The organism is Peribacillus sp. FSL H8-0477, from assembly GCF_038002765.1.
GTDB lineage: Bacteria > Bacillota > Bacilli > Bacillales > DSM-1321 > Peribacillus.
In genome coordinates, this window is sequence record NZ_JBBODE010000002.1 from 712,211 (window position 1) to 737,542 (window position 25,332).

The 25,332-nt window shown below is 38.4% G+C and carries 25 protein-coding genes, 2 pseudogenes and 1 riboswitch; of the genes and pseudogenes, 16 read left to right on the forward strand and 11 right to left on the reverse strand.

All coding sequences use genetic code 11. The annotated features are described in order from the left end of the window. Window positions 1–75: 75 nt before the first annotated feature. Window positions 76–708: pseudogene (locus tag MHI18_RS15215) on the forward strand (SpoVR family protein); the annotation flags it as partial. A 36-nt stretch (window positions 709–744) separates the two neighbouring features. Here MHI18_RS15215 and MHI18_RS15220 read toward each other — a convergent pair. After that, a complete protein-coding gene (locus MHI18_RS15220; RefSeq protein WP_340848543.1) occupies window positions 745–1,350 on the reverse strand; it encodes a DUF2441 domain-containing protein in 606 nt (201 codons plus the stop codon). A 170-nt stretch (window positions 1,351–1,520) separates the two neighbouring features. Here MHI18_RS15220 and MHI18_RS15225 point away from each other — a divergent pair, with 170 nt between their 5' ends. The 8 genes from MHI18_RS15225 to MHI18_RS15260 all read left to right on the forward strand — a co-directional run bounded on the left by MHI18_RS15225 (window position 1,521) and on the right by MHI18_RS15260 (window position 9,543). After that, a complete protein-coding gene (locus tag MHI18_RS15225; protein WP_340848545.1) occupies window positions 1,521–1,790 on the forward strand; it encodes an excalibur calcium-binding domain-containing protein in 270 nt (89 codons plus the stop codon). A gap of 292 nt (window positions 1,791–2,082) precedes the next feature. Then, complete coding sequence (locus tag MHI18_RS15230) at window positions 2,083–2,430, forward strand: ArsR/SmtB family transcription factor (RefSeq protein WP_340848546.1); 348 nt, start codon at window positions 2,083–2,085, stop codon at window positions 2,428–2,430. 22 nt (window positions 2,431–2,452) lie between these two features. Further along, window positions 2,453–3,748, forward strand: a complete 1,296-nt coding sequence (locus MHI18_RS15235; RefSeq protein WP_340848547.1) for an arsenic transporter — start codon at window positions 2,453–2,455, stop codon at window positions 3,746–3,748. Window positions 3,749–3,983: 235 nt separating this feature from the next. Next, entirely contained in the window at window positions 3,984–5,513 is a 1,530-nt protein-coding gene (locus MHI18_RS15240; protein ID WP_340848548.1) for a maltose/glucose-specific PTS transporter subunit IIC, read from the forward strand. A gap of 26 nt (window positions 5,514–5,539) precedes the next feature. After that, the gene (locus MHI18_RS15245) at window positions 5,540–6,238 is read left to right on the forward strand and encodes an N-acetylmannosamine-6-phosphate 2-epimerase (RefSeq protein WP_340848549.1); all 699 of its coding nucleotides are present in this window, start codon (window positions 5,540–5,542) and stop codon (window positions 6,236–6,238) included. A gap of 160 nt (window positions 6,239–6,398) precedes the next feature. After that, window positions 6,399–7,241, forward strand: a complete 843-nt coding sequence (locus tag MHI18_RS15250) for a MurR/RpiR family transcriptional regulator (RefSeq protein WP_340848550.1) — start codon at window positions 6,399–6,401, stop codon at window positions 7,239–7,241. A 313-nt stretch (window positions 7,242–7,554) separates the two neighbouring features. Next, on the forward strand, window positions 7,555–8,736 hold the full coding sequence (locus tag MHI18_RS15255) for a molybdopterin-dependent oxidoreductase (protein ID WP_340848552.1): 1,182 nt from the start codon (window positions 7,555–7,557) through the stop codon (window positions 8,734–8,736). Between the two features lie 207 nt (window positions 8,737–8,943). Next, window positions 8,944–9,543 (forward strand): DedA family protein, encoded by a 600-nt coding sequence (locus tag MHI18_RS15260; RefSeq protein WP_340848553.1) that lies wholly within the window; start codon window positions 8,944–8,946, stop codon window positions 9,541–9,543. A 119-nt stretch (window positions 9,544–9,662) separates the two neighbouring features. On the opposite strand, the gene MHI18_RS15265 is transcribed toward MHI18_RS15260, so the two are convergent. Continuing rightward, the gene (locus tag MHI18_RS15265) at window positions 9,663–9,821 is read right to left on the reverse strand and encodes a YjcZ family sporulation protein (RefSeq protein ID WP_340848554.1); all 159 of its coding nucleotides are present in this window, start codon (window positions 9,819–9,821) and stop codon (window positions 9,663–9,665) included. Window positions 9,822–10,136: 315 nt separating this feature from the next. On the opposite strand from MHI18_RS15265, the gene MHI18_RS15270 reads away from it, so the two are divergent. The 4 genes from MHI18_RS15270 to MHI18_RS15285 all read left to right on the forward strand — a co-directional run bounded on the left by MHI18_RS15270 (window position 10,137) and on the right by MHI18_RS15285 (window position 13,746). After that, the gene (locus tag MHI18_RS15270) at window positions 10,137–10,925 is read left to right on the forward strand and encodes a DUF4240 domain-containing protein (protein ID WP_340848555.1); all 789 of its coding nucleotides are present in this window, start codon (window positions 10,137–10,139) and stop codon (window positions 10,923–10,925) included. Between the two features lie 18 nt (window positions 10,926–10,943). After that, window positions 10,944–11,411, forward strand: coding sequence for a GNAT family N-acetyltransferase (locus MHI18_RS15275; RefSeq protein WP_340848557.1), 468 nt, complete (start codon window positions 10,944–10,946; stop codon window positions 11,409–11,411). Between the two features lie 225 nt (window positions 11,412–11,636). Beyond that, on the forward strand, window positions 11,637–12,326 hold the full coding sequence (locus tag MHI18_RS15280) for a response regulator transcription factor (protein WP_340848558.1): 690 nt from the start codon (window positions 11,637–11,639) through the stop codon (window positions 12,324–12,326). Further along, a complete protein-coding gene (locus MHI18_RS15285; RefSeq protein WP_340848559.1) occupies window positions 12,316–13,746 on the forward strand; it encodes a HAMP domain-containing sensor histidine kinase in 1,431 nt (476 codons plus the stop codon). Before MHI18_RS15280 ends, MHI18_RS15285 begins: the two co-directional genes overlap by 11 nt. A 52-nt stretch (window positions 13,747–13,798) precedes the next feature. Here MHI18_RS15285 and spx read toward each other — a convergent pair whose 3' ends face one another. Further along, window positions 13,799–14,197 carry a transcriptional regulator Spx gene (spx, locus tag MHI18_RS15290; RefSeq protein WP_040376421.1) on the reverse strand — a complete coding sequence of 133 codons (399 nt, stop codon included), beginning with the start codon at window positions 14,195–14,197 and terminating at the stop codon, window positions 13,799–13,801. A gap of 283 nt (window positions 14,198–14,480) precedes the next feature. On the opposite strand from spx, the gene MHI18_RS15295 reads away from it, so the two are divergent. Next, complete coding sequence (locus MHI18_RS15295; protein ID WP_340848560.1) at window positions 14,481–14,957, forward strand: hypothetical protein; 477 nt, start codon at window positions 14,481–14,483, stop codon at window positions 14,955–14,957. 217 nt (window positions 14,958–15,174) lie between these two features. Here the strand turns inward: MHI18_RS15295 and MHI18_RS15300 are convergent. The 5 genes and pseudogenes from MHI18_RS15300 to MHI18_RS15320 all read right to left on the reverse strand — a co-directional run. Then, a pseudogene (locus tag MHI18_RS15300) lies at window positions 15,175–15,309 on the reverse strand (IS5/IS1182 family transposase); the annotation flags it as partial. Window positions 15,310–15,629: 320 nt separating this feature from the next. Then, the gene (locus tag MHI18_RS15305) at window positions 15,630–15,797 is read right to left on the reverse strand and encodes a hypothetical protein (RefSeq protein WP_340848561.1); all 168 of its coding nucleotides are present in this window, start codon (window positions 15,795–15,797) and stop codon (window positions 15,630–15,632) included. Window positions 15,798–15,843: 46 nt separating this feature from the next. After that, on the reverse strand, window positions 15,844–16,290 hold the full coding sequence (locus MHI18_RS15310) for a flavodoxin domain-containing protein (protein WP_340848563.1): 447 nt from the start codon (window positions 16,288–16,290) through the stop codon (window positions 15,844–15,846). Continuing rightward, the gene (locus MHI18_RS15315) at window positions 16,287–17,339 is read right to left on the reverse strand and encodes a ribonucleotide-diphosphate reductase subunit beta (protein WP_340848564.1); all 1,053 of its coding nucleotides are present in this window, start codon (window positions 17,337–17,339) and stop codon (window positions 16,287–16,289) included. The genes MHI18_RS15310 and MHI18_RS15315 overlap by 4 nt, the downstream gene beginning before the upstream one ends. 27 nt (window positions 17,340–17,366) lie before the next feature. Next, window positions 17,367–19,637, reverse strand: coding sequence for a ribonucleoside-diphosphate reductase subunit alpha (locus MHI18_RS15320; protein ID WP_340848565.1), 2,271 nt, complete (start codon window positions 19,635–19,637; stop codon window positions 17,367–17,369). A gap of 134 nt (window positions 19,638–19,771) precedes the next feature. Then, window positions 19,772–19,951, reverse strand: a riboswitch (cobalamin riboswitch). A 316-nt stretch (window positions 19,952–20,267) separates the two neighbouring features. On the opposite strand from MHI18_RS15320, the gene MHI18_RS15325 reads away from it, so the two are divergent. Continuing rightward, window positions 20,268–21,197 carry a manganese-dependent inorganic pyrophosphatase gene (locus MHI18_RS15325; RefSeq protein WP_340848566.1) on the forward strand — a complete coding sequence of 310 codons (930 nt, stop codon included), beginning with the start codon at window positions 20,268–20,270 and terminating at the stop codon, window positions 21,195–21,197. Window positions 21,198–21,237: 40 nt separating this feature from the next. Here MHI18_RS15325 and MHI18_RS15330 read toward each other — a convergent pair whose 3' ends face one another. The 3 genes from MHI18_RS15330 to MHI18_RS15340 all read right to left on the reverse strand — a co-directional run bounded on the left by MHI18_RS15330 (window position 21,238) and on the right by MHI18_RS15340 (window position 23,335). Further along, a complete protein-coding gene (locus MHI18_RS15330) occupies window positions 21,238–21,384 on the reverse strand; it encodes a hypothetical protein (RefSeq protein ID WP_340848567.1) in 147 nt (48 codons plus the stop codon). Between the two features lie 69 nt (window positions 21,385–21,453). Then, on the reverse strand, window positions 21,454–22,920 hold the full coding sequence (locus MHI18_RS15335; RefSeq protein ID WP_340848568.1) for a SulP family inorganic anion transporter: 1,467 nt from the start codon (window positions 22,918–22,920) through the stop codon (window positions 21,454–21,456). Window positions 22,921–23,107: 187 nt separating this feature from the next. Continuing rightward, on the reverse strand, window positions 23,108–23,335 hold the full coding sequence (locus MHI18_RS15340; protein ID WP_340848569.1) for a hypothetical protein: 228 nt from the start codon (window positions 23,333–23,335) through the stop codon (window positions 23,108–23,110). Window positions 23,336–23,519: 184 nt separating this feature from the next. Here MHI18_RS15340 and MHI18_RS15345 point away from each other — a divergent pair, with 184 nt between their 5' ends. Then, window positions 23,520–25,211, forward strand: coding sequence for a methyl-accepting chemotaxis protein (locus tag MHI18_RS15345; RefSeq protein WP_340848570.1), 1,692 nt, complete (start codon window positions 23,520–23,522; stop codon window positions 25,209–25,211). Window positions 25,212–25,332: the final 121 nt, after the last annotated feature.

Sequence of the window (25,332 nt, forward strand, 5' to 3'; positions counted from 1 at the left end):
TATAGAAGGTTATTGATAGAAATGCTTATAATTACTCTAATATTATTTTCAAACAATTAAACACCTTAGCGAAAGGATGGCTGGGCTTCGTATTGGCATCAGCGTATTCTTAGAGAGCTCGATCTCACCTCAAGTGAAGCCATTGAATTTGCTAAGTTAAATGCAGGAGTGGTTCAGCCATCCCGCACGAGTATCAATCCGTACTATTTAGGACTTAAAATATTTGAGGATATTGAGGACCGGTATGATAATCCAACAGATGAAATGAAAAAGCTTGGAATCCAACCAAAATCCGGCAGAGAAAAGATGTTTGAGGTTCGAGAAATTGAATCCGATATTTCATTCATACGAAACTATTTAACGAAAGACTTGGTGATGCGTGAGGATCTGTATTTGTTTCAAAAGCAGGGGAAAGACTATAAAATCGTGGATAAGCAATGGGAAAAAGTCCGTGATCAGTTAGTAGGGATGAGGGTGAACGGCGGTTTTCCTTATATCACCGTTAACGACGGGGACTATCAGCGCAAAGGTGAAATCTATTTAAAACATTGGTTTGAAGACATTGAACTAGACCTGAAATACTTAGAAAAGGTCATGCCCTATATCCACCAGCTGTGGGGGCGGCCCGTTCATCTAGAATCGGTGATGGAAAAGAAAGAGATTTTATTCTCGTATGATGGGAAGAGTATTCATCGTAAATATTTGTGAATAGGAATGAAGAAGATGATCTCTAAATAATAGGGATCATCTTTTTTCTAGGTTTGTAAAATCGTCAATAATTTCAATTACTTCAATGTGCCCATTAACCAAAAGCTCTGGAAGATCAAGGTGGACCTTTCCCTCCCAATATTCTCTAGCTTGCTCCATCTTTCGTGAAAAAGGTACAGCATCTTCCTTTGGCAATAGGCTGCTGTCGCCCAAAAAAGAATGCCCCATTACTCGAAGTTTAACAATCTGTAAAACATCCCGATTGTACGAATCGAATAATTCTTTCCATCTCAAAGCATCTTCATAGCTTTTTGCAGCATATAAACAAGACAATCTTGAAGGATAGACAGGATACTCTTGAAGTCTCACCATTTCTACGATCACTTCTCTAATCGCTCGGATTGTTTGGTCTACATACTTGATAGCTACTTCGGCATTTTCTTTATTCATATTCAAGCCATCACTTGTAGAGTGATCTTGTAAAATCTGAATAAAGTCTTCACCTTTAGCATTAAGATGTTCCTTCTCAAAAAAGAAGCGATATAACGTATTATTTTGATTCTTATCAAAGAAGATGACCTGACCTAGATTCATTTTCTTCCTCGTTACAACATGATAGACAAGCAATTCGTTCTCTTCCATAAGCGGCCCCCTTATTTTATTGTTAAATTTTAACACAAAGTGAGCGTGGGTAGGACACTTTAACTGGACAGTAATAACGTAGACTTATTTATTTTCATATATTTACCATTTAATAGACCTATAGCCTGATATACAATAGTAGACGTTAAATGTGAAGGGGAGTAGTTAAATTGAAAAAAATAACAATGGTAGTATTATCACTAAGTTTAGTTCTTGGATTTTCTTTCAGTACTTTGGATGTAGCTGAAGCGAAAGGTGAAGTTAAGAAATTCAGTAATTGTAAAGCGATGAACAAAGTCTATAAAGGCGGAGTGGCTAAAACAAAGAACACGAAAAATAAAGGCGGCAAAACAAAAATTAAACCATATGTATCAAAGGCTTTATATAATGCCAATAAGACAAAAGATCGGGATAAAGATAATATTGCTTGTGAACGCTAAGTTAGGTGTAAAGGGGCTTTTTAAAGTCCTTTTTATTTTTTATAAATAATACCCTAAGGGGTATTATTTAGATTTGGAATTGGCCTAGACGGGATTATAACAGGATCAGACGGGATTATGGCCTTTCTAAACGGGATTATAGCAGGACCAGACGGGAATATCGATGCTGCTGACGGGAATAACTCTTGTTTTTGCCAAGTAATCATCGAAATACCCCCCCTTTTTTCCAAACAATCTGTTGACCATATAAGTATTTGCTTATGTTATGATAAGATAAAAAGGGTGGGAGATCATGCACCATCATTCAGATCAAAGTATTGAGGCAATTGCCGACATTTTAAAGCTTTTAGGTGATAAAACGCGGTTAACAATGGTGAAGATTATGTCTGAAAACGAATGTTGTGTATGTGAATTTGTAGATTTATTTGAGATGAGTCAACCAGCGATTTCTCAGCATTTACGAAAAATGAAGGATAAAGGATTGATAAAGGAAACAAGAAAAGGACAATGGATTTTCTATTCATTAAATCCAAATCATCCGAATTACTCTTTTGTTCAAACCGTTATTCACGCGGTCCCCAGTCAGCAAGGAAAGTTAGACAATTTAAAAGCACAGGGAAAACGAATTACCTGTTGCTAAGTATATAGGAGGAGTACCTGCAGTGATTTCAGTGATAGCAGCAATTATTATTTTTCTTTTAACCCTTACACTAGTTATTTGGCAGCCTAAAGGGTTATCAATTGGGTGGTCAGCTTGTGGAGGCGCAGTTCTTGCCTTATTGGCGGGAGTCGTAGATTTTCATGATGTATTTGAAGTAACACAGATTGTCTGGAATGCTACATTAGCGTTTATTGCAATTATAATTATTTCTCTTATCTTAGATGAAATTGGTTTCTTTGAGTGGGCTGCGCTGCACATGGCGCGGGCAGCTAAAGGTAGCGGAGTGAAGATGTTTGTATATGTCAGTATTCTAGGGGCAGTAGTGGCAGGGTTATTTGCAAATGATGGAGCAGCACTCATCCTGACACCGATTGTACTGGCAATGGTCCGGAATTTAAAGCTGGAAGATAAAATGATTTTCCCTTTTATCATTGCGAGTGGGTTTATTGCAGATACCACATCACTTCCGCTTGTAGTTAGTAATTTAGTGAACATTGTATCTGCTGACTTTTTTGGAATAGGATTCATTGAGTTTGCTTCGAACATGATTATTCCAAATTTATTTTCCTTAACAGCGAGTATCTTAGTTTTATATCTTTATTTTAGAAAGAGTATCCCTAAACAATATGATATGGCAGAGTTAAAGGAGCCAGCAGACGCGATAAAAGATATCAGGATGTTCCGGTTATCAGGTATTGTACTGGCTATCCTTCTTATCGGGTACTTTAGCAGTGAGTATATTCAAGTACCTGTTTCGTTCATCGCAGGTGTCATTGCTATCTTTTTCTTGTTAATGGCCAGACGAAGTTCAGCAGTCAATACAAAAAATGTTCTAAAGGGAGCACCTTGGAACATTGTCTTCTTCTCTATTGGGATGTATGTCGTCGTGTATGGATTGAAAAATGCAGGGTTGACCGATGTGCTGGCAGATGTTATTCAGCTGGCAGCTGACCAGGGATTATTTGTTGGTACGCTCGCGATGGGCTTCATCGCAGCAATACTCTCATCATTAATGAACAATATGCCGACGGTGATGATTAATGCGCTTGCCATTGATCATACAGCAACTTCTGGCGTTATCAAAGAAGGTCTCATCTACGCCAATGTGATTGGCTCGGATTTAGGCCCGAAAATCACGCCGATTGGTTCGTTAGCAACTTTGTTATGGCTGCATGTCCTCAAAACCAAAGGAGTCATTATTTCATGGGGTACCTATTTTAAAACGGGTATTATTATTACGATTCCAGTATTACTTATTACCTTAATTGGGTTGTATTTACGATTACTCATTGGCTGAAATAGACAAAACGATAACACAAAAAAAGGTTTGGATGAATCATATCCAAACCTTTTTTTGTTTTTTTGGCAGAGATACTTTTTCGATGAAAGAATTTTCAGAGCTGTGGCCCTATTTTTGAAAGGGGATGAAATCTGGCGGGTTTAATGGAAAGCGTAATTTTAGGGAGATATAATACGGCTATAAAGCATAGCTATTATTATATGAGAAAACTTTTACTAGAGGAGGAATAGGTATGAACAATTTCTTTGAGAAAGCTCAACAGTTTGGAAAATCTTTTATGCTCCCTATCGCTGTGTTACCTGCTGCTGGTTTGTTATTAGGAATTGGTGGGGCATTATCAAACCCCAATACGGTTTCGGCATATCCATTTTTAGATATTGGCTGGCTGCAAGCAATTTTTACGATTATGAGTTCAGCTGGTAGTATCGTCTTTAGTAATTTACCCATAATTTTTGCGGCTGGTGTAGCCATTGGACTTGCCCGCTCAGATAAAGGGACAGCAGGTTTAGCTGCCATGATCGGGTACTTTGTAATGAACAGCTCGATTAATGCATTACTGTCCATTACAGGAGATCTTGCTGAAAATAATTTGGCTGGTGCCGGACAAGGAATGGCAGTGGGCATCCAAACGCTAGAAACAGGGGTGTTTGGAGGGATTGTCGTAGGGATCGTCGCAGCTTTATTACATAATAAATATAACAAAATCCAACTGCCTCAAGTGTTAGGATTTTTCGGCGGTTCTCGTTTTATCCCGATAATTGTATCATTTACATCCATCCTTGTAGGAGTTGTATTATTTATCGTCTGGCCGTATTTTCAATTACTAATTAATCAATTAGGTTCACTCGTCACAAGTACGGGTACGATTGGAACATTGTTATATGGTTTTATTCTTCGCATGCTTGGGCCTATGGGTTTACACCATATCTTCTATCTTCCTTTTTGGCAAACCGCTTTAGGTGGATCAATGGAAATTGGCGGGCAGATTATTAATGGTACTCAGAACATCTTTTTTGCTCAATTAGCTGATCAAGAAACCGTAAAATATTATGAAGGTGTATCCAGATTCATGTCTGGCCGGTTTATAACGATGATGTTTGGACTTCCAGGTGCAGCGTTAGCCATCTATCATTGTGCTAAACCTAAGAATAAAAAAATTGTCGCAGGTATTCTATTATCAGCAGCCTTAACTTCTTTCTTAACTGGAATAACAGAGCCGCTTGAATTTAGTTTTCTATTTGTCGCCCCGCTTCTATACTTTGTTCATGCGATGTTTGATGGATTAGCCTTTATGATGGCTGATATCTTTTCTATTACAATCGGACAAACCTTTTCAGGAGGATTTATAGACTTCATCTTATTTGGTATTCTGCAGGGTATGGATAAAACAAATTGGATTTATGTAATTGTGGTAGGGATTCCATGGTTCTTTTTATACTATTTCTCTTTTAAATTTCTAATAAAGAGAAAAAATTTCAAGGTATTAGGACGAGAAGATGATGAAAAAGCTGTTAAGCAAGTAATAGCTACTGATCGTGCGAAAACTATTGTCGATGGTTTAGGTGGTGCCGCTAATATTGATATAGTGGATTGTTGTGCGACACGACTGAGAGTCACGGTTAAGGATCATTTGGTAATAAATGACGAGCTTATTAAGCAAACCGGTTCAAAGGGAATTGTGAAAAAAGGAAATGGTATTCAAGTCATTTATGGACCACAAGTTACTATTATTAAAAATGAAATTGAGGAATACCTAGAATAGTAATCTTTTATAAGGACGTGTAAACCATGCGAACATCTGTATTAAATCAAATGAATCAAGGATTAATCGTATCTTGTCAGGCATTAGAAGGGGAGCCTTTGCACAGTTCTTTCATTATGGGCCGAATGTCTATCGCAGCCAAAGAAGGTGGAGCAAAAGGGATTCGAGTAAACTCAGTACCTGATATCTTAGAGATTAAAAGATGTGTCGATCTGCCAGTCATCGGGATCATTAAACAGGTTTATGGACAGAACCCGGTCTTTATCACACCAACGATGAAAGAAATCGATGCCTTAATGACAACGGGAGTAGAAATTATTGCTACAGATGCTACATCTCGTATCAGGCCAGACGGTAAATCTTTAGAACAATTTTATCAAGAAGTGAAAACGAAGTATCCAGAGGTTATTCTAATGGCAGATGTTTCAACTGTGGAAGAAGCCATATACGCTGATGAACTAGGATTTGATATTGTGGCTCCAACATTATATGGATATACGGATGAAACAGATGGCCTAAAAATTGATTCCAATAATTATAGGGTAATAAAACAAATTGTAAGAGAAGTGAAACATGCCAAAGTGTTAGCCGAAGGGAATGTCTTCACACCGGAAATAGCTCGTACCCTATTAGATATTAATGTACACGCAGTCGTAGTCGGTGGAGCCATTACTCGACCGCAGCAAATAACCAAACGTTTTGTTGAAGCAATGACAACTAACTGAACCCATTTCTTCTCTGTCCTGTAAATAGTGTTCTGTTGAAAATTCATAACATTCATATTTATAAAATAAATATCCTAATATAATAGACAAGTTGGTTAAGTATCCTTTAATATGGTTGATAAGGAAAATAAACCTCTTAATATAAGTTAGGTGAAACAACATGGAATACTTAGGTGAGAATTTTCTACATGGGATAGAATGCAGCATGGAGAAGTTCACAAGGACAGAAAAAGAAATTGCTACCTATATCATTAAAAAGCCAACCGAAATCAGCGTGTTATCTAGTAGTCAACTAGCAAAGAAATTACATGTTTCACCTGCAACGATTACAAGGTTTTGTCAGAAACTATCCTATTCAGGATTCAATGAATTTAAGCACGAACTAAAAAGATACGTTGATTTAAATATGAGACCAGGTTTGACGGTCGGGATTAAGCAGATCGATTATTTTGCTCAATTGTACCAAAATCATTTGGACATTATTGAGAATACCTTTCAAAATGTTGCTTATCCTGACATTCAGGAAGTGGTCCTTCTTCTTAATCAGGCAAAAAAAATTCATGTATATGGGATTGGAAATTCAGGGATAGCAGCTCAAGAATTTAAATCTAAATTTTTCCGAATAGGCTTGAATATTGAAACCATTACAGATCCGCATCAAGCAGCAATGGATGCCTCACTTAGTACAAAAAAAAGTGTCGTTATAGGAATATCTCTGACGGGGGAGACAAAGGAAATTATTCGTGCTGTAAAGATAGCCAAGGCACAAGGTTCCTCAATCATTGTTTTCACTGGTGAAAAGAATTCTGAACTAAGTAAAATATCCGATATAACATTATTAGCAATGAATAAAAGCAATAGACATATGGGGCAGAATATTTCGCCGTCGCTCCCGTTTTTCTTGCTTTTTGATTTAATTTATACGGAGCTGATAACAAAGGATTATAAGAATCGAATGCATTTTAGGGAAAAGACGCTAAAGTCATTACAAGATGATGAATAGAAAAACAGCGGAAACGGGTACATATATACTTAGTTTCCGCTGTTTTTTATTCGAATGAAGAAATTAATCTGTTTCCATTTAAAGAAGGTCTTAAAGTAGGTCACCAATTTTACGGCAGTAATGGTAAAGAAATTTATCCCAAGCATATGCTTGGAGACTTTGGCTACGGAAATGATCATAATGTGAAGTACATCATGTATGTAGAAGCAATAGAGCTGGAATAACAATCAAGCATCCTTAATCGAGAGTTTAACCCTATTTCTCCTTTCTTCTTTCCCTTATACTGGAACCATGAGAAGAAGGAGTGAGGATGTTGAGTGAGAAAAAGCGTTTATGGAAAAAGCTTGTATGGCTGCATCATTCGAATGCTTGGATTTTTCTATTCCTCGCTGTCACAGGCATTATTCTCTATTTGCCACTATTACGACCAGTATTGACTGTGGTGCGTGTTTGGATTCGTGATGTTCATATAATCATTGGTTTCCTTTCTTGTGTGGTTGTACTTTTATATACGCCCGCTTTTAAAAAACATATGAAACAATTAGGCAAAAAAATGAATCAAAAAGTAAATGTATACGTAGTTCTTTTTATTTTAGGAGGGCTTTTTAGTACAGGTTTTATCCTTACCTATCATCGGCAATTTCCGGTCGGTTGGAATGCTGCGGCACTTTTTTTGCATGACTTATTTACATGGGCAGGAATTCCATACGTGCTTTACCATGCTGTTTCAAGAAGTAAATGGATTAAACGTTTTCGAAAACAGAAAAAGAAAGATCTGCCTTATCTAATTGAAAAAGAAAACCCAGTGATCAATCGAAGGAAGTTTGTTCAGATTGCAGGTGGATCTGCCTTATTCTTAGTCACTGCCCCCTTTATCGTTAAACTAGTTAAACCTGGCTTCGTCCCTTGGACATTTACAAATGGTCAAAGTGAGTATCAAATGCTGCCGGAACCAAAAGCAGCCTATCCATTAAAAGGCGGGGGCGGCGATGGGCGGTTTCGTCCCTATACAGTAACGACCATCCCATCCTTCACGGCAGAAAATTGGTCATTTACGGTCGATGGACTGGTTGAGAGGCCGTTATCTTATACATGGAGTGAGTTTCTCACACTTCCTCGGAAGGTACAGGTGAGTGATTTCCATTGTGTAACTGGCTGGAGTGTAAATCATGTTACGTGGGAAGGGATTCCTCTTCAGGAATTTCTTGACCTAGTGGGTGTTCAGGGAGAAGCGACCTATGTCAAATTGTATTCAGGTGATGGCGTGTATACAGATTCATTGACATTGGATCAAGCTCATATGGATGATATTATGGTAGCTTTACTTATCGATGGCGAGCCGATCGATCAGGATTATGGGGGTCCAGTACGATTAATTGTTCCAAAAATGTATGCGTATAAGTCTGTAAAGTGGCTGACTCGAGTTGAATTGATTGCCGAAGATCATGTTGGTTATTGGGAACAGAGGGGTTACAGTAAGGATGCCTGGATATAGAGTTGTGTGTATAAGAAACTGCCTTTACTCTGGCAGTTTCTTTATTTAGTAAATTTATCATATTGATTGTACTACTACGATGTTATACCCTTATAATAAGAATGTAAAAAAATATAGGAATCTGTATTAGGTAAAAGAAAAAATGTACTGCTGATTACTCAGTGTACTTTTTTACTGCGCTCAGATAAACAAGAGGAGGCTTCCTTAGTGGATTCGATTGTGCTTCAAATGATAGAAGCCTTCAAAAGCTTAGGGTATTTTGGAATTACATTGGCATTGACCTTTGAATTTATTCCGGCTGAAGTTGTGCTGCCTTTAGCAGGCTACTGGGTATATGAAGGAGATCGAACGCTTCTTTTAAGCATATTGTTCGGTTCCATTGGTGGTGTTACAGGTCCCCTGACAGTGTATGCGCTGGGACGTTTTGGGGGAAGGCCGCTGATTTTGAAATACGGAAAATACTTTTTAATTAAAGAAGCTCAAGTTGACAAAGCGGATGTCTTTTTTCAAAAATACGGTGGTAGTATCGCCTTTTTCGGCAGGTTTATTCCTGGGGTCAGGACAGCCGTGTCCTTACCATGCGGGATGACGAAGATGAATGTTTGGGCCTTCATGGGCTATACATTCTTAGCGATGTTCCCAGTCACGAGTGTGTATGTGTACTTGGGATACCGTCTTGGACCGAAGTGGGAAGAAGCAGGGGCGATTTTTGCAGAGTATGCCAATTATCTAATCATCCCTATTTTGTTGATTGTTGTATTGATGTTTGTACGTCATAGAAAAAATAAAACGAAGATCGTGAAGTAAGAAATAAGCTCAGACTTTTTTTATTAGAAAGAGGACTCCCCTTAGCTGGGGAGTCCTCTTTCGATACTTTACGGTATTTGTTTAATTAGTTATGCACTATCGACTTCTTTGAAGAAGAATTAACAGCAGCCTCCGCCGCCGAATCCTCCGCCAAATCCGCTGCATCCGATAATGACTAAAAGGATAAATAACACAATTAAAAGAGCGAAGCCGTTGCCAAATCCACCACAACCTCCGCCATAACCACCTGCACCAGGACCAGGACCAACACCTGACATATAATAACCTCCTCAGATTATAACTTACTATTTTAAGGCTTTCGGTTTGTTTTCTTTTCCTATTGCCTAATTCATACTATGTTGGCATGGGAAAAACGTTTGCTGTTTTAGGTAAAATGGGCGCTTAAAATCGATAGTAAGTTAGTGCTGGTATTGGATTTAACTGAGTGGATCAGCCGGCTGATTTAATTTCCTATTAAAAGAATGGTAGATAGACAATCATAATGAATAGTGGTTAAACACTGCAATTTACCTTGTTTACCGATATAATGTTTACAATACCAGAAAACTGGAGAATGAAGGGGAAATAAACAATTGGAAACAGTATTTGTATATAAAGATGAAGTATCACATAGATTTTGGCGGATTACTCGTTCAGGATTGTCCTATATTGTTATGTATGGCAAAGAAGGATCTGTAGGGATGGTAAAAACAAAAACATTCGAAACAGAAGAAGATTGTGACGACGAAGTGAAACGGCTTATTCAATTGAAATTGAAAAAAGGCTATCAACCAGCTTCTTCTGTTGGCCTAATGATTAAAGAAACGACCCTAACAGAAGAGTTATTTTGGGAGCTGCTTGAAAAAGCGCGTACAACAGGAGAAGATCCGGAAGACGGACTTGAATGGCTGGTCAATTATTTGTCTACAAAATCAATCAAGGATATTGTGAAGTTTGACTACCATTTTCATGAGTATTATATGAAGTCATATACATCCGATCTTTGGGCAGCTGCGTATATCATTATGGGGGGATGTTCAGACGACTGTTTTGATTATTTTAGAGCATGGCTTCTTTTTCAAGGAAAAAAAGTGTATGAATCGGCCATTGAAAATCCTGAATCCCTTATTCCTTATCTAAAGCGTTTAGGAGAACAAGGGGAAGTACCTCAATTAGAAGAGATTCTTTTTGCTGCGTGTGAGGCTTACGAAAAGAAAACTGGGAATGATGACGAAGATTACCTAGCAATCTATGAAAAATTAACAAAGGATCCATTTATACAGCTTGAGCTAGATTTGGATTGGGATGAGGACAATGAAGAAAGCCTGAAAGCAATGTTCCCAGGACTATGGGAATTGTATGGGGAAAGTCCCTTAGAATAGTTTCAAGGGGGAATTTACTTGGAATTTAGAACGATTGATCCAGTTCTTGATCGTGAGATGATTATCGCCTTTCGAAAGGATTCCTATGTGGTCAGCTTTGGTCATTCATCGGGTTTTGGTGATGAAGATGATTATGTTACTCGTATCAGCAAACGTGTCCTTCTTTTCCCAGAAGGACAGGTAATTGTTGAGGAAGGCGGACAATCAATTGGGCAATTAGAGCTTCAAATCGTAACGTATGAAGGAAGAGAAATTGGCTATGCAAACCTATTTTACTTAGCTGCTGACTATCGAGGGAAAGGACGGGGATCCGAACTGATTTCTTATGCTGAGGATTTTTTTCGTAAGCAAGGTGTAAAGGAATATCAGTTGAGGGTGTCACCTGATAATCATCGGGCTCTATCTCTTTACGAGCGTTCAGGCATGCATAAACTGCAGCTCGAAAGGCTTCAGAATTCTGTCTGGAGAATGAGAAAAGAGTTATAGGTGGTTTTTAGCATAACTTTTCGTAGTGAACAAGTCAGTCCTTATCATTAAGGGCTGGCTTCTTTGTGAGGAATTTAGGAATAACTAAAGGGTTGAAAGGAAATATGGAGATAATAATTTTAGGTCTTTAACATACAGCTGACACAAATGCGAGGTATGATTAAGGTAAAAAGGCTCGAACGCATTCGTTCGATATACTTTAACGGGTAAGGGGAGGCCTTATTAATGAAGAAAATACTAGTGGTTGAAGATGAGAAAGCGATATCGATGGTACTGAAGGCCTATCTTCACAGAGAGGGCTTTGAAGTGATACAGGTATTTGATGGAACTGAAGCTATAGATGTTTTTATGGAATGGGAGCCTGATTTAGTATTGCTTGATGTCATGCTACCCGGTAAGGATGGGTGGGAGATTCTTAAAGAAATCCGCGAAAAAGATGCCTGTCCGGTTATCATGCTCACAGCATTAGGAGAAGTGGATTATCGCCTTTCTGGTTTTAAATCAGGAGCGGATGACTATATATCCAAGCCATTTGTTGCGGACGAAGTAGTGGCTCGTGTACATGCTGTTCTTCGAAGATCACCAAGTATAGTAACATCAGAAAAGAAAATACGACAGTATGGCAGTCTAAAGGTAGATATGGGAACCTATACGGTATTTGTGAATGGCAAGGAAGTGGTTATGACACCTCGTGATCTTTCTTTGTTTGTGTTTTTTGTAAGTAATCCAAATCAAATATTTACAAGAGAGCAATTAATAGAACAGGTGTGGGGAATGGATTACGATGGAAGTGATCGTGCTGTGGATCTTGCCATCAAAAGGATGAGGAAGGCCTTAGATAAATGGCCTGATTCGGAAGGAGAAATCAAAACTTTGCGGGGAATGGGGTATCAATTGCTAGTTTATGAAAACTAAAAAACGAACGACGCTGCTGCGCTATTGGACAACCCGTTATTTAATTACGCTCACCACTGGATTATTGGTTTTATCTTTATTTTCTTTATGGTGGATGGAAAAAACTGCCCTCGAATATCGCTTAAGTCTATTAAAGTATTTAGCAGATGAAACAGCTGATCGTGCGATAAAGGACAATGGACAAATTGTGGTGGGACCGCTCCTTTCTGAGATTGTTGAAGAAAGAGAGAAAATCCTTCATTTAAATGAACAGCCGATTATCTATATTGTCGATCCGGATGGAGAAATCATTTATACGATGCCGCAGCTCTATATTGAGAGTGAAGATAATGTGCTTCCGAGTGTCATTATGAATAATCAAGATACGATCCAAAAAGTTAATATTAACGATGAAAACCAGGTCTATGTCGTAAAATCTCCAATTCGAGAAGATAGTAATAAAATTAAAGGCTGGGTTGTTATTGCCCAAGAAGAGGGGTCTTTGACCGAGATCAACCAGGATCATGGTTTACTAGCCATAATGATGGGTGGTCTGCTCATTATGGGCTGGTGGGTTATTTATGTTCTTTCTAAACGAATATCTAAACCCATTCAAAACGTTGCGAAGGCTGCGTCTCAGGTTCGTGAGGGGAATTATAACATTCACCTTAAGGAAGAAGAGAGTCATGAGGAAGAAATCTATGAATTAGTTGAATCCTTTAAAGAAATGACAACTCGTTTAAAGCAGATGGAGAAACTGCGAGCAGAACTATTTGCAGGTGTTACACATGATCTAAAAACCCCTGTTACATCCATAAGCGGGTTAATACAGGCAGTGAAGGATGAAGTTGTGACGGGTGACGAAAGCAAAGAATTCTTAAATATTTCTTTGATGGAAACACAACGGTTACAAAGAATGATTGAGGATTTACTTGATTATAACGCGATGGCAGCAGGAGCTTTTAAAATGCATGTGAAGAGTGAAAATATGAATTTATTTCTAGAAGAAGCTTGTTATCACTGGCAGATCACTCAAGAAGAGCAGAATTTTGAGATAGTAGTTGAGCTTCCGAGTGAAGACGTTTGGGCAAAAATGGATTCTATGCGTGTCCAAGAAATCCTAATTAATTTGCTTAATAATGCGAAACAGTCATTAGAGGGATCTGGAACGATCAAGGTGGTTCTTTATGAATTGAACGGAGAACAAGTTTGTATTGATGTCATCGATAATGGAAAGGGCATTCCGCAAAATGAACAAGAGTATGTTTTTGAACCATTCTATCGTGGACAAAAGAAAAAGCTTAAGGTACGCGGTTTAGGACTCGGGCTTCCATTTAGTAAAATGCTGGCAAATGCGCAGCATGGAAATCTTGTTCTGAAAGAAAGTAATGAAGAGGGAACTATTTTTACTATTAGTTTTAAGAAGGCTTCAACAGAGTGAATAACGAAAAAAGAGGATTGCCTGAATGACAGGCAATCCTCTTTTTTCTTATTTAAGCATTAATTAAACTAATAGCTCTCCATAATTGTACATGTCTGACTTGACGTGGTAAAAATCTGCCCATTTCTTCTTCATTATAGCCTGCATGAAGATTTTTTGAATCGAAAATAATTGGGCGGCGAAGTAAGTCAGGATTTTTTTGAATAATTTTGCAAAGCTCATTTAGTGGTGTATTATTTATATCGATATTTAGATTTTTAAATTTCTTGGAACGGGTTGAAATAATTTCATCTGTTCCGCCTTCTGTTTTACGTAGAATCGCTTTAATTTCATCCACACTTAAAGGCTGTGCATAGAGATTACGTTCATTATAAGCAATATTATTTTTCTGTAACCAGGATTTAGCTTTTCTGCAAGCCAGACTGCTCGGCGTCGTGTAAATTGTAACCATTGATATCTACTCCTCTAATAAAGATAATTTTTAAAAGTTACGTAATTTTTAATTTAAGGTCGTTTCATATTTGTCATTTTCTAGGAAAGGTAAAACGTGTTTATTACCCTATACACATACTTTACAGTGGTTATGTGTCAGCATCATGTCAAATGATCACTTTTCTGATGAAAAATAATTAAATTTTCGCGACAAGCTCTCTTTCCGGTGATTATTTATCTTTTAGAGCGGGCTATGGTATAATCAACGAACAAAGTTGAATCAATGAAATGAGGAAGAATTTTTGTTAACATTTGAAGAAAAATTGCACATTATTGAAACATTCCCTGAATTGCAGCGCAAAGATATATCATTAGGCCGAGTAAATTTCCACTTTGAAGAAAGTGTACAGGATAAGAAAATTGTTGTTCAAAATTTACATCCTAACGGAAATGGGTTTGTCTTTGCAGGTCATTTACCATATAAACAAAGAGATAAGAAAGGCTTGGTTAATATACGTGATTGCTCAGAAGCAGAGTTACGTGAACTGCTAGAACAAGCAATTGCTTATTTATCAAAAGAGCCTGCTGGAATAGAAAAAGAAGTAGAAGCTGCTGATTGTGAAGGAACTTGGGTTGGACGTAATCAACAAGAGTTGACTCTTGTTCGGGAGGACCAGCTTTGGAATGTTTATGCGGGATCTAATTTGGAAGAGTGTTTTGAATCTCCAGTTGAAGCGGAGCGATACTTACAAGAAGAAGGTTTCCGTAAAAAAAGATAAAAAAAAAGATTGCCGTTCCCTGGATTGGGTGAATGGCAATCTTTTTTTATTTATGAAAAGAAAAATGGACGAAGAGTTACACTTTTTGTCCATTTCAGTTTGTCGACAAAAGAGGTCAGGAATGTTTCATTCCGGACCTCTTTGAGTTTTGAACACTTTTCATGAAGGTTTTCTGGCTTATAAAGACTGTTCATGGCATTTTTCTAGGCCGGCCAACCTTGACTAGATCATAAATGGAAGGGAAATCCAGGGTTTCTTCCGTTTTGCGGACCAAATGGTACTCGGGAACAAGCTGGTCTAATGCGACCATTTCAAGCTGACCACGTTGCATTAAATGGGTTTTCGAAAGGATCCCTACCAAGTTTATTTTAAAATAGAACGGATTTGACTTTTGAGATTGCATTTAGAAAGGCAGTTGATTGCAGTGAAAGGCGTGAAGACTCCTGCGGGAATAGCAGGAGAGGTGAGACCCCGCAAGAGCGTAAGCGATGAGGAGGCTCACCGCCTGCCCGCGGAAAGCGAAACGCCTGGAATGGAAATCAACACCCCGTTTTAGAAGATAAAAAAGAAAACTGTAGACAAGACTCGATTTTCATCGAGTTTGTCTACAGTCTGAAATGGACGAAGAGTTACACTCTTTGTCCATTTTTCAACAATTACAAAGTCGTCGTTTTATTTTTGGTAGTTCTTTATTTCAGGGTCCAAAGAAGCTGAATTTTCTTCTTCATTTTGTGATTGTTTCTTTAGTTGTTTTACCATATAAACAATCATAAAAATAATTCCAGCTCCAAATAATGCAAGCATACCAAACATTAGAACATTATATATAAAATCACCCATAGTGAGAATAGCCTCCTTTTATTTTAGTATAACAGAAAGGAGGAGGCTAGCTAAGCGTATGTTCTTGGGAATTACGGAGCTTGGCTCGGAAAAGGGACGCAAATCGTTTTATTTTCTCATAATCAGTATCTTGATACATCTGTTCAATCTTTAAGGTCACAGCTAAGCAGCTATTCATAAAAAGCATATCTCGGAAAATATCTACAGCGCCGCAAAAGTGTTTATAATTCGTTTCTCCCGTCCCGAAAACAGCTGTCACAGTTTGAGTTAGGTCAAGCTCTTCAAGTTCATGATAAAATGCGGCCATCTTGGCAGGCAGTTCACCGTTTCCCCATGTATAGGTTCCTACAATTAAGCCATCGAATGCAGGAAGTGTTCTGATGTCCACTTCTGATACCCTATAGAGCTGTGAGTCTGGGAGGATAGAGGCAATCGCTTCGGCAATCGCCTTTGTATTCCCTCCAGCTGAATGATAAACAATAGCGATACTCACAATTCATCGAAACCATTACTAGCATTTACTTGACTATATGTTCGCGATTTCTGTTCGAAAAAGTCTGTTTTCGTCATACTGATGGATTCATCGTCAAATGTTTTGATCCAAGGCATTGGATTTTCGCTATATTCTTGATATAAATTATCCAGTCCAAGCATCCTGAGCCGCTTATTGGCAATATACTCAATGTATTCATTAAACTCTTCCAAGTCTAAATCTGCTTTATCTTGAATATCCTCGAGCATATATTCAGACCATTCTTTTTCAAGGTTTACTGCGTTTTCAAGAGTATGATAGATAAATTGCTTGTTCTCTTTGTTATTTAGTTCAGGATACTCATACATTAAAATTTGAACAAGCATGCCAACAAAGTCAAAGTGAACCATTTCATCTCGGTGAATATAAGAAATCATGGTAGCGGAGCCTGTCATCAGATTTTGTCTGCCTAAATTATAATAAAAGGCAAATGCTGAATAGAAATAAATACCTTCGAGATTGGTAGAGTGGATTAACGCTTCAAATAAATGCTGAGGAGTTGGATCGTCAACATACGTCTGATAAGCATCTACAATCGGCTGATTTCTTCTTATTACCTGAGGATGCTGTTTTATCCGATCGAATAACTGTCTTTGCTGACCAATCGGAAGCAAAGAGGCCAAGATATACGAGTAGGATTCATTATGAATGGACTCTTGCTGGGCCATATTGGCAAGAATGGCTTTTGCAGCAGGGTCCTTAATAAAACGCATAATTTCAATGAGCGTAGGAGTTTGTAAACTGTCCATGCCTGCAATCATCGTCAGTATATCGAGAAAAACGTCTTGAATATCCTCATCCAATTCCAACCACTGCTTTTTGTCTTGTATCATATTTACACTGGAAGGCTTCCAGAAGTTGTTGATCAATTGTGTATACGTATCATAAAACTTCTCATATTGGATATCATTCCAGAGAAGAAAACCTGATGCTTCCCCTTTAAAAACCCCTGTTGCTCGAGTTGGATGCGTAGGCTCAAGCATTCTGATTTTTTTGATGTGTTCATTCATGGGAATCTCTCCTTTTCTTTACCTGCCTTAGCTGCTGCAACTTTCACAGGCACTGCTGAATTCTGATGATGTTGACCGAACGTAATAGGTGGACTTCATACCGCTGTTCCAGGCTGTCAGGTGGATATCGAGCAGTTCTTTTGCCTTAATGGTGTTGTGAACATAGAGATTAAAGCTAATGGCTTGGTCAATATGACGCTGGCGGGCTGCGTTTTGTTTAATGCTTTCTTTTTGATCTAAATGAAAACGAGTCTTTTTGTAATACTCGTAAGTATTAGGTGTTAATCCTGGTGCTGTTACTTTGAATTTAAAATTCTTCTTTTCCTCGTAAAATTCAATTTCATATAATGGGTCGATTCCATCTGTTGAATTCCCTATTTTTGCTGTTGACGAGTTAGGAGCGATAGCCATGAGATAGCCATTACGAAGGCCATGTTTTTGGATATTGTTTTTTAACTCAAGCCACTTTTCATCCTCATAATGCCTAAGAGAGAAATATTCACCTGTATGCCAATCAGAGCCTTCAAAGTAAGGATAACTTTCTTTCTCTTGTGCCAGTTGATTCGAAGCTTGAACGGTAAGATACGCAATTTTTTCATATAAGGAATCAGCTAGCTGTACGGCTTCATCGGATTCCCAGTAGATGTTTTTAGAGGCTAATAGATGATGCCAGCCGAACGTTCCTAAGCCGATTGCTCTGTATCGCTTATTCGATATTTCCGCTTGTTTGACAGGAAGATTATTAACGTCAATGACATTATCGAGCATTCTTACTTGAATAGGGATAAGACGTTCAAGAACATCGTCACCAACTGCACGAGGTAAATTAACTGAGGAAAGGTTACACACAACAAAGTCTCCGCTTTTCCTCACGATGACGACATCTCCATCTTCAGTTGTGTACTCTTGTGAAATCGTAGTAGGACTTAAATTCTGGGCAATTTCCGTACATAAATTCGAGCAGTAAATCATGCCTTTATGCTTATTTGGATTCTTTCGATTTACTTCATCACGGTAGAACATATACGGGACGCCTTCTTCTAATTGTGAAATCATGATATTCTTCATGATTGTAATGGCAGGGATTTTCTCAAAAGAAAAGTGCGGTAATGTTCCATCTTCGGCAGCTTGAACGGCTATTGCATACTGTTTGCGGAAGCTTCCTTGACCTTTCACTTCATCAAAATGATCTTCAAGAGAGAACCCGAGTGTTTCTTTTACGGTATGCGGGTCAAAGAGATACCAATCAGACCGGTCACGAACAGCTTCCATAAATAAATCCGGGATGCAGACACCCGTGAAAATATCATGAGCTTTCAAGCGGTCATCACCATTTTGTGTTTTTAAATCAAGGAAGCTTAAAATATCCTTGTGCCAGACATCAAGATAAATCGCAATGGCACCTTTGCGTTGTCCAAGCTGATCAACACTAACAGCTGTTTGATTAAATAAACGGATCCAAGGTGTAGTACCTGAGCTGTTCCCAGCAAAACCTCGAATATCAGAACCCAGAGCACGTATTTTACCTGCATATAGCCCGACCCCACCGCCGAATTTAGACACTTTTGCTGCATCATAGTTTGCCATATAAATGCCGTCAATCGAATCATCAATGGCATCTATGAAACAAGAACTCAATTGACCATGCGATTTTCCTGCATTTGAAAGAGTGGGGGTGGCTACGGTCATATAGAGATTTGACATGGCCCAATAGGCTTCTTTGACAAGCTGAATTCGCATTGATGGTTCGTTGCGCATAATTTCCATCGCAATGATCATAAACCGTTCTTGAGGAAGTTCGTAAACAGCGTCTTTCTCTGGACGAGCCAGATAACGGTCATTGAGTAAATACAGACCGATATAAGAGAATAATTTGTCTTTTTCAGGGTCAATGGCTGATTCAAGTTCCTCAATCTCTTCTTTAGAGTATGAAGCTAACAATTCGGGCTTATATACAGAGTAGCGTTGACCCATTTGTGGGGTGGAAAGCTGCTGAAGCAATCCGTAAAAGGAACCGTAGGAAGTCTTTTCACCGCGGTTAGCACGAGACTCTCTGTACATGGAATGAAGCAGCTGAGCGGCAGCAGCAAACGTCCAATCAGGTGCATCGATATCGACTTTCTCGAGGGCCATTTGTATCAACTTTCTTGATACTTTTGCTTCACTAGCATCAGACTGTCTGTCCAGCCATTTTTGAAACCTAGTTTCGAATGATTTCATGTCTAGACGTCCTTCAAATTGCTTGGACAATATAGTGAATTGCTGCGAGTTGTTATTTATGGTTGTTGTTTGGGTCATAAAATGAATCCTCCTAGTTTTTAAACATAAAAAAATCCGCTCAAGGATTGTGAGCGGATTAAACGATAAGTGTAAGGAAACATGAAAGAAGGCATTACACCATCGTTTCATCATCTCAACCCCCGAAGAACAAGAAACTTAAGCAAGTTTAGGCAGGTCTCCTGACTCGTGATCACCCTACTTTGAGCCCTTCCCGTATCTCATTGATACAGTGGTCATCTCATTTCGTCACACTTACAGTTGCGGGGACAGTACCGGGATTACACCGGTTTCCCTTTTCAGCCGTTTCCGGCACCTAATCTAGCGTTTTCTATATATAGTTATGTTTTTAGTAAATTAATCTATATCTTGTGATTTGAGCTACTATAATCGTAAGCTATCTCTGAGAAAAATACAACCATTTTCATTTGAACTTCGGAATTTATTTCTTAGGAGGAAGGAATCAATTGCTAAACTCCATTTGAACTTGTTATAATCGTTAAGGTCATTATGGGTAAGGACGAAATGATTGGGAAACTCCTCATAATGTACTTAGAATCATTTCTCGAATGAATCGGTGAAAAAATGTGATAAAATAAACATAACACTTTATAAAAAGTAAACTATATTTTTAATTGAAGGAGCATTCACGTGGAAAAAGTACTCGTTTTCGGACACAAAAATCCAGATACAGATACGATTTGTTCAGCAATTGCATATGCTGATTTGAAAAAACAATTAGGTATGGACGCAGAGCCGGTTCGTCTTGGAGAAGTAAATGGAGAAACACAATTTGCGCTCGATACATTTAAATTTGACGCACCTCGTTTAGTTGAAAAGGTTGCTATCGAAGCAGATGCTGTTATTCTTGTTGACCATAACGAACGTCAGCAAAGTGCAGATGATATTGATCAAGTGCGAATTCTTGAAGTAATCGACCATCACCGTATTGCTAACTTTGAAACAAGTGACCCTTTATATTATCGTGCAGAACCTGTTGGTTGTACGGCTACTATATTGAATAAGATTTATAAAGAAAACAGTCTTGAAATACCAAAGGAAGTTGCTGGATTAATGCTATCAGCAATCATCTCAGATTCCTTGCTATTTAAATCACCAACTTGTACTGAACAAGATACAGCCGCTGCATTTGAACTGGCAGAAATTGCGGGTGTAGATGCTGAAAGCTACGGTTTAGAGATGCTTAAGGCAGGCGCTGATTTAAGTGGAAAAACAATTGAACAGCTGATTACCCTTGATGCAAAGGAATTTGCAATGGGTGATGCGAAAGTTGTCATTGCCCAAGTAAATGCTGTTGATACAAACGAAGTAATGGCTATGCAGACAGAATTAGAAGCGGCCATCTCAGCAGTTGTTTTTGAAAGGAATCTTGATTTATTCCTATTTGTTGTTACTGATATTCTGATTAATGACTCAGTAGTGCTCGCACTTGGCAGCAAGACAGACGCTGTTGAAAAGGCATATGATGTCGAACTGTTTAATAACCTAGCTGTTCTTAAAGGGGTCGTTTCACGTAAAAAACAAATCGTCCCTGTGTTGACAAATATCCTTTCAAACTAAAAAAACGAACGTATCGTTGAGTAGCGATACGTTCGTTTTTTTAATTTGTTTCATTTTTTTCTTTTTCATAGGCAATCACAATCACATCTTTATTAACCTGCTTACCGAGCTTATCCTCAAAACTCTTTACTTCATTAACTAAATCCTCAGAAAGACTGGCGGCTGTATAATCGTTTTCCTCTTGCAAGTAGTAATCCTCCTTCACATTTATCTGTAGAGGGAATTAGTATGTGCAATGGTTCCTTTGATTATACGGTTAGGAATTACTGGCTTTAGGCAGCTCTTTATTAAAAATAGCGAGGCGTTCAATTAAGTCACTGCTTGCCCTGTCAAGGCCGATGATGTGAACGGTTTTCCCTTGCTCTCGGTATTTTAAAACGACTTTATCTACAGCACCGACCGCTGAATCATCCCACAAGCGGGAATGAGAGAAATCAATGATAATGGTCTTCACCGACTCTTGGGCTGTCAATTTATTAACGAAGTCACTTACAGATGCAAAGAAAAGCTGCCCCGTCACTTGATAGGTGACATCTGTTGAAGTTTGAATCTTTTCGATATGAACCCGAGATAGTTTTGCTGAGAAAAAGATCATGCTTAAAATGACACCGGTGAAAACACCCTTGGAAAGATCATGTGTATAGACAACAGTAAATACAGTGACTAGCATAATAAAGGTATCACTCTTAGGTGTTAAATGAAGTCTTTTTAATGATGACCAGTCAAAGGTTCCGATTGAAACCATAATCATAACGGCCACAAGTGCTGCCATAGGAATTTTAATGAGGACGTCATTTAAAAGGACAATTAATATCAGTAAAAAGACACCTGCTACAAAAGTCGATAATCTTCCGCGGCCTCCGGATTTAATATTGATTCCTGATTGTCCAATCATGGCGCAGCCAGCCATACCGCCAAAGCAGCCCGCAATAATATTAGCTATTCCCTGTCCGCGTGCTTCTTTATTTTTATTGCTTTTAGTATCTGTCAAGTCGTCCACGATTTGAGCAGTTAAAAGGGATTCAAGCAAACCTACAAAGGATAAGGCAAGAGAATATGGAAAGATAATGGATAGTGTTTCAAACGTTAATGGAATGTCTGGAAGCATAAATAAAGGCAATGCCTGTGTCAGTTCTCCCATATCACCGACTGTCCGAACTCCTGCACCTGTCGCTATAGTAATAATGGTAATAACGATTATTGCTACGAGTGCAGAGGGAATGACTTTTGTGAATCGTGGAAACAAGTAAATGATGGCAAGAGCCCCAGCTGTCATTACGTACATAATCCAAGTTTCCCCGACAAAATGAGTTAATTGAGCACTGAAAATTAAAATGGCTAATGAATTTACGAATCCAGTCATCACGGGACGTGGGATAAATTTCATTAATTTACCGATCTTACAGACACCGAATATAATTTGCAGAACGCCTGTTAGAATAGTTGCTGCAAGTAAATACTGCAGACCATAATCTTTTACGAGGTCCACCATAACAAGCGCCATTGCAGCTGTAGCAGCAGAAATCATTCCTGGTCTTCCGCCTACAAACGATATGACCACTGCAATACAAAAGGATGCATAAAGGCCGACCATTGGGTCAACCCCGGCAATAATTGAAAAAGCAATCGCTTCTGGAATGAGTGCGAGTGCCACGACAATTCCTGATAATATATCACCACGGATATTGCCAAACCATTCTTGTTTAATTGATTGGATAGTCAAAATAGTTCTCCCTTTTCTATAAAAAGTACCGAGACTTTATTAATATTGGTGTTGATTAACGAAGTAGATTATACCATGGTTCAGAAATACGTGCGGCTTAATTTACACAAATGGTTAGATGATAAAGCAGTAAATATATTAAAAAAAAGCCTGAAGGAGCAGCCTTCAGGCTTTTAAATACATATGGTTAGATTCGTTCGCTTGAAGAATCATCTTTTGTTTCATGTTTATCTCGTTCTTCTTTTTTTTCCATTTCGATATCTTCTAGTGGGAGATCGTCGATGGGCATTACCACCTGATCACGTATTTTCTGATCTTCCCAATTCTTTTGAAAGGCTTTAGATTTGTCGTTCCGCTCCTCCAAAATTTTGTCTTTATCAAGACCCGATTTATTATGATCACGAACTTCATCCATAAAGAAACCCTCCTCTAATATAGTACCTACTAATTATATTCCCATTTTAATTACTAGAGAAACATTTTAAAAAACAAATTTTGGGTGATTTCTTCATAAAATGGTAACGCTTACCGATAGTAAGGAGTAAAGGTATTTCAGTGTGTGAGGTATAAAAACCGCATAAGAATAGAGAGGGAAACTTATGAAACTTTCAATCAGACAAAAATTGGCCGGAGCATTTACGATTGTTCTTATTATTTTAGGCGTCACTACATTGGTTACTAACTGGGAAATTGGCCGGGTTAATGACGCGTATCAGGAGATTCTAGAAAATGACGTTCAAAAATTAATTGAGATAAATAATATGAAAGCGCTTATGCAGGATGAAACGAATCATGTTCGTGGATATTTGCTGACGGGCGATGAAAAATATTTAGAAAACTATAAACAAAGTACCATAGAAATGAAGGCGTTAGTTAAGGATGTACTTAGTAGAGAAAAAACAGCAGCTGGTAAGAAGCTGTTGAATGATATAAGTGATGCAGAGAAGGCCTATCAGCAAGCAGCAGACAGACAGCTGCATTATAAACAATCGGGCAGTGAAGAAGAGTATATGACGATCTTGAAAGCAACGGAGGCTGGGATTGGAAGAACATTCACAGAAAAAATGGTCATGTATAAAGATTACCAAGAAAAGCAAATGATTGAAATTAAGAAAGTGGAAAATCATAAGACAAATAGAATTCAGCTTATTGTTCTGATTGTTGATCTGGCAGGCGTGTTTATTGGAATAGGTTTTTCGATAACATTGGGCAGGCACATTTCGCTGCCCATCCGAAAAACCTCCGCAGCAATAGAGGAAGTGGCTAATGGAGATTTAACGATTCAAACAATTAAAGTGAAAAATCGTGATGAAATTGGGACACTGGCATCTTCAATGAATAAAATGGTACATGATTTACGCAGCGTAGTTAAATTAGTTCATGAATCCTCTGAACAGGTTGCATCGAGTAGTGAAGAGCTCTCAGCCAGCGCAGAGCAAAGCAATCTGGCTGCCAAACAGGTAGCGAGATTGACTGAAGGCAATGCGGTTTTAATTGATAAACAAGCCTTTGAACTGGATCATATTTCCGAGTCTATTGAAGAAATGACGGCGGGTATTCATGCGATCTCTTCAAGCGGTGACAAAATGGAAAAAGCAGCAGATACAGCAAGCCTTGTAAGTAAGGCAGGGATGGAAAAAGTGGAAAATGTTGTTCAGCAAATGGAGGCGATACATGAGTCTGTCAAGGATGCCTCCTATATGATTGAATCGCTTGGACATCGATCTGATGAAATTAGTAAGATAGTTGGAATGATTACGAGTATTGCTGATCAAACCAATTTACTCGCTTTAAATGCGGCTATAGAAGCGGCAAGAGCAGGAGAACATGGTAAAGGTTTTGCCGTAGTAGCTGATGAAGTACGAAAACTCGCCGAGGAATCAAAAAAATCGGCTGAACAGATTTCGTCCATGATTAGTGTGATTCAAGATGAAACGAGTAAAGCTGTGGAGTTAATGGCTGCTGGGAATAAAAAGACAGCAGCGGGTATGCGTCAAACACAAGAAGTGAATGATGCATTTATCCAAATTACGGGATCGGTTGGAAATGTATCAGAAAAAGTCCAAGATGTGTCTACAGCAGTTGAACAATTATCTGTCAGCAGTGCGCATATTGTACAAGCTGTCCTTCAAGTTAAACATTTTTCAATAGAAAGTATGGCAGCCAGCCAAGAAAGTTCAGCAGCAACGGAACAACAGCTTGCAGCGATGGAAGAAATCGCGTCATCATCAGAATCACTTTCACATCTTTCTGAAGAACTTCAGGCATTAGTCAGGAAGTTCACTGTATGATAAGCCCTTTGCATCGATTTACTGATGCAGGGTTTTTTTTTGAGAAGAAGTGTTGATTGTTTTTAACTGCAGCTTGCTGGAGGGAGAGAATAAAAGTATGATAGATATGAAATTTTTTACT